This window comes from Streptomyces sp. NPDC004561 (genome assembly GCF_053602155.1).
Genome location: NZ_JBSGDB010000600.1, coordinates 1 through 4,789 on the forward strand (window position 1 = coordinate 1; position 4,789 = coordinate 4,789).

At 69.3% G+C, this 4,789-nt stretch carries 5 protein-coding genes; 2 read left to right on the forward strand and 3 right to left on the reverse strand.

Going from position 1 to position 4,789, the window contains the following annotated elements; translation table 11 throughout:
- Positions 1 to 65 precede the first annotated feature (65 nt).
- Positions 66 to 428 carry an ArsR/SmtB family transcription factor gene (locus ACWEN3_RS41610; protein ID WP_452982474.1) on the reverse strand — a complete coding sequence of 121 codons (363 nt, stop codon included), beginning with the start codon at positions 426 to 428 and terminating at the stop codon, positions 66 to 68.
- Between the two features lie 293 nt (positions 429 to 721).
- Between ACWEN3_RS41610 and ACWEN3_RS41615 the strand changes: the two genes are divergently transcribed.
- Positions 722 to 949, forward strand: a complete 228-nt coding sequence (locus ACWEN3_RS41615; RefSeq protein WP_452982477.1) for a hypothetical protein — start codon at positions 722 to 724, stop codon at positions 947 to 949.
- Between the two features lie 11 nt (positions 950 to 960).
- Here the strand turns inward: ACWEN3_RS41615 and ACWEN3_RS41620 are convergent, their stop codons facing one another.
- A complete protein-coding gene (locus tag ACWEN3_RS41620; protein WP_452982480.1) occupies positions 961 to 1,242 on the reverse strand; it encodes a twin-arginine translocase TatA/TatE family subunit in 282 nt (93 codons plus the stop codon).
- 143 nt (positions 1,243 to 1,385) lie between these two features.
- Between ACWEN3_RS41620 and ACWEN3_RS41625 the strand changes: the two genes are divergently transcribed.
- A complete protein-coding gene (locus ACWEN3_RS41625) occupies positions 1,386 to 2,915 on the forward strand; it encodes an LCP family protein (protein WP_452982483.1) in 1,530 nt (509 codons plus the stop codon).
- A 300-nt stretch (positions 2,916 to 3,215) separates the two neighbouring features.
- Here the strand turns inward: ACWEN3_RS41625 and ACWEN3_RS41630 are convergent.
- Positions 3,216 to 4,789 (reverse strand): LCP family protein (locus ACWEN3_RS41630; RefSeq protein WP_452982486.1); only part of this gene is annotated, 1,574 nt, incomplete at its 5' end.

The following is a 4,789-nucleotide window of genomic DNA, read 5'->3' on the forward strand; positions in this document are numbered from 1 at the left end:
GGTGTTCGCCGGTGAACACCCCGGCGACCGGCGCCTCGGCGCCCTCTCCCCAGGCCGGGGCGCTCCTAGGCACCGGTCCCCTGCAACCCGGCGAGCGGCGCGAGCGACCCACCGGCGCGCTGGGACAGCTGGCCGACCAGCACGCGGACGACCGTGACGACATCGGGGTCGCCGACGTAGTAGATCTGCCGCCGGCCCTCCCGGCGGGAGCGGACGAGTCCCGCGAGCTTCAGCTTGGACAGGTGCTGGCTGACGGCGGGCAGCGCCCCGCCGACCCGGTCCGCGAGCGCGCTCACGTCGCTCTCGCCCTGGGCCAGCGCCCACATGATGTGCAGCCGCGGCGCCGCGGCCAGCAGCCCGAAGGCGGCGGCCGCCTCCGCGAGCACCTCGGCCGACGGATCCTCGAAGCCGCCGGCGATCTGCGCCACGGTCCCCTCCCTTTCGCCACTCGTCCACCAGGTCGTCGCACGTGCGGCCACCAGTCTAGGCGTCACCTGCCGGGCATCTCGGGCGTCATCTTGAATCGGGGCGGGGCCGGTGAGAATCACGCCACGTAACCCGGGCGGGCACGCACGATACGGTGCGCGTGTCCCTGGCGAAGACCACGCAGCCAGAGCGGGCATCGGCCCGGCGTTCGCCCCCGATGCCACCTGAGACGTCAGACGAAAGCAAGATCCCGAGTTCAACCCCTACAGACTTGCGCAACCTTTAAACTGTCGCCGTGGAAACGACGGACACACTCTGGAAGACCGCCGTGCTCGACGGCGGGCCGGGGGACGGCTTGCGGATGCGGGTTTCCGATCGGCCGCGAGTGATCCAGGTGACGCACCCCTGCGCGGTCGGCACCGCGCCACCGGGCGTGCGGGCGGAGGGCGTGTTCGTCTGTCGCAGGGATTACGGCGTGACCGGCGAACCGCTGCGGTACGGCTTTGACATAGCCAGCCCGTGACACACAGGGCGTCAGCGGCCTGAGCGCTTCTCCCCCGCCGGTCGGGCGGCCCCGGTTTCTCCGGGCGCGGACCGGATGATCCGAAGCCTCGGCTCGGTGGCCGCTTCAGCGTCCGCCGCGGCGGACGACGGCTGGGCGCTCTCCCCTTTCATTGCCTTGGCCTGGCTCTTGGGGATGCCCAGGGACTTGCCCAGCGCGCGGGCGATCTCGGGGAGCTTCTTCGGGCCGAACAGCAGGATGATGGCAATCGCCAAGATCAGCATCTGCCAGGGCTGCAGCCCGTCGCGGAACATCCCGCCCACCCCTCCTTCTCGCCGGACAGCGGCACGGGCCAGGAGCGGCGGCGCACCATGTGCCTTTATTGCTACATTGCGCAACTGTACAACTGTAAGCCGGGGGCAGTCGCCCCCTTTGTACGAGCCAAAAGGGCGCATCGATGACCACCAACGGCAGTCGAACGCCGCCCGGCGGCCACCGCCGCCGAACGGCGCGCGGCAGCCGGGCGAGGCGAGGCAGCAGGCGCAGCCCGCTCAGGACGGCCCTCCTGATCGCGCTCTCGGTGGTCATGCTCGGCCTGTCCGGCCTGGGGTGGATCTATCTGAAGCTGAACGGCGACATCAACACGTTCGACGGAGACGGACTGGCCAGGAACCGCCCTGGTTCCTCCCAGGGTGAGAACGTGCTGGTCATCGGCTCTGACGCACGCAACGACGGCAACAGCGCTCTCGGGGGCGGCAGCAAGGACGACGTCGGCCGCTCCGACACCGCGTTCCTGCTGCACGTCTACGCGGACCACCGGCACGCCATCGCCGTCTCGATGCCCCGCGACACGCTCGTCACCGTCCCGCCGTGCAAACTCCCCGACGGAAGCTGGACGCAGGCACGGACCAACACCGTGTTCAACTCGGCCTTCTCGGTCGGCCACTCGGAGAAGGGCAACCCGGCCTGCACCCAGAACACGGTCGAGGCGCTCACCGGACTGCGTGTCCACCACACTGTCGTCGTCGACTTCAAAGGCTTCGCGGCCCTGACGGACGCGGTCGGCGGTGTGAGGGTGTGCCTGCCGCAGGACATCTACCAGCGAGACCTCAACCCCCGCCGCACCACCAGGGGCGCCCTGATCTTCAACAAGGGCGAGCAGACCGTCTCGGGGCAGAAGGCCCTCGACTACGTCCGCATCCGGCACGGCATCGGTGACGGCTCCGACATCGGACGGATCAAACGCCAGCAGGCTTTCGTCTCCAGCCTCCTCAAGCAGATCAAGGACGACGGGTTCACCCCGACCAAGCTGCTGCCGCTCGCCGACGCCGCCACCGAGTCCATGACCGTGGACCCTGGGCTGGGCAGCGCGAGCAGGCTGCTCTCCTTCGCGATGAACCTGAAGGACGTCGACCTGCACAACACCAAGTTCGTGACCATGCCCTGGCGCTATCAGGGCTCACGCGTCGCGATCGTGGAGCCCGACGCCTCCCGGCTGTGGGCCGCGCTCCAGGCCGACCGCACCATCGACGGCAAGAACGCCGGCGGCGAGAAGGACCCCGCCAAGTCCTCCGCCTCCACCACGCCGAGTCCTAGCCCGAGCCGGATCGTCTCCGGGAAAGGCATCGCCGTCGCCGTCTACAACGGCACCACCGCCAGCGGCCTGGCCGCCACGGCCGCGGCGACGCTCAGCCAACACGGATTCATGGTCACGAGCACCGGCAACGCCGCCAACCGGCAGCACACCGCCACCGTCATCCAGTACGGCACCGGCCTCAAGGCCCAGACCGAGACAGTCGCCAAGCTGTTCCCCGGCGCGACCCTCCAACCCATCGCAGCCCCCGCCGTCAACGTGGTCGTCGGCGCCTCCTACCTGGCCGATGCCGCCGCGGCGGCACCGACCGGCGTCCCCTCCTCGGTCACGGGCGACGCCCGTTCCGCGGACGACAGCCTCTGCTCGAACTTGTCATACGGTGCCGGACGGTGACGATACGAGATAAATCGACCTGTAGGGTTTGGCGCCGACTCCGATCTCCGGGCCGACCGGGATGCGTCGCCCAATGGGGGCGGGAACAGCGCCGAGCAGGTGCAGTCGTCGCAATGCGCGGACGGGGTGAGCTGCAGGTTCCCGCATCGGGTCTCCAGGCCGGTCTCAGGGGCAGCCATGCCGATGTCTTACCAGGAAGGATGACGCAACCGACGCATCCGTAAACTCTTCAGCACTGCCACCAGACCTCACGCTCTGTGACCTCTCCACGGACCACAGCGCATCGCGCGCCGACCGTTTTCAGGCGTCGGAGTCGGGAATGCCGTGCGCCGCCACGTACGCCTGGGACGGCGTCATGGGGACGCCGTTGAGGTTGACCGTCTTGTAGGTGCTGACCTTGGCGCAGGTCTTGGCCTGGTCGGCGGTGGAGGCGTTGGCGTTGGAGACGGCGGCGTGGGTGTCGGCCGGCGCGGGCGAGGAGCCGCCGCCCGGGAAGCTGGTCCCGCTGGGCCAGTCGGCGCCGATCACCAGGGTCAGGCCCGTCCCGGTGCCCTGCTGCAGATGCGAGGAGGACAGGCCGAGCGCCTTGGCGACCGTCTGCGCCTCTGCTTTCTGGCCGGTGCCGTAGGTGAGCGTGGTCGTCGCGGAGCTCGGGGTGCCGTGCGTGACCGTGGCGGAACCGAAACCCTGGGCGGTCAGGGCGGTCGCGATGTCCGCGGCGCGGCCGGTGACCGTGGTGCCGTTCCCGACCGTCACGGCGATCTGGGACGCGGGTACGGCCGAAGCGGCGGCGGTGGGCTTGGCGGCGGCCGAGGCCGCATCGGCCTTCTTTCCCGAATCTGTCGTCAGCGACTGGTCGTTGGCGATGGTGGAGAACAGGGACTTGGCGCCCGCCCCCACGACCACACGGTCGCTGTTGTTCGGATCGGGAGCCGTCTGCATCGTCGTGAACGTCATCCGCTCGGCCGGGACCTTGTTCACGTCCGACGCGAGCCCGATCAGTTTCTTCACCGATCCCAGGCCGTCATCCACGGTCAGCGCCTTGGTGGCGGCGTCGGCGAGGCCGTAGACCGCGGTGGGGTCGGTGAGGGTGCCGGCGCTCTTGAACTTGCGGATCATCGCGCCGAGGAATAGGTGCTGCGAGACCGTGCGACCGAGGTCGCTGCCGTCGCCGAAGCCGTGGCGGGAGCGGACGAACTCCAGGGCTCCGACGCCTTTGAGGGTGTGGATGCCCTTGGAAAGTTTCAGGTGCGAGTAGGTGTCGTAGACGTTGTCGCTGACACACACGTCCACGCCGCCGACGGCGTCGGACATGCTGACCACGCCGGAGAAGTCGAGCTTGACGAAGTGGTCGATCGGGATGCCGGTGAGCTGGTGGACGGTGGCCACCTGGCAGGCCGGGCCGTACGACAGAGCACTGTTGATCATGCCGTAGTAGCCGGACGTCGACTGCCCAGAGGTGGAATCCTTACAGGCGGGCACCTGGGTCATGGTGTCGCGGGGAATGCTCATCACCGTGGCGTTGGAGCGGTCCGCGGACAGGTGCACCACCATCTCCACGTCCGCGTTCCCGTTGCCGGACTGCACACCCGTCTGCGAACAGCCGCCGCCCAGCTTGCAGTCCGCCGCGCTGGTACGCCCGTCCGAGCCCATGACCAGGATGTTGATCGGGGTGCGGCCGAAGGCGTCGGCCTTCTCGGTGCCGCCCTTGCCGTCGAGCGAGACGCTGTGGATGTTGCCGTTCAGGTGCTCGTAGAACCACCAGCCCGCACCGGCCGTGACCAGGATGAGCACCGACATGCCGATGCCGAGGATCTTCAGCGCGCGCTTTCCGCGCCCCGCCTGACGGGCCCGGCGCCCCCGCTCGGCGTCGC

Coding starts and splice junctions, on each gene's coding strand:
- ACWEN3_RS41620 (WP_452982480.1), bottom strand. CDS start 1,242: ATGTTCCGCGACGGGCTGCAGCCCTGGCAGATGCTGATCTTGGCGATT.
- ACWEN3_RS41625 (WP_452982483.1), top strand. CDS start 1,386: ATGACCACCAACGGCAGTCGAACGCCGCCCGGCGGCCACCGCCGCCGA.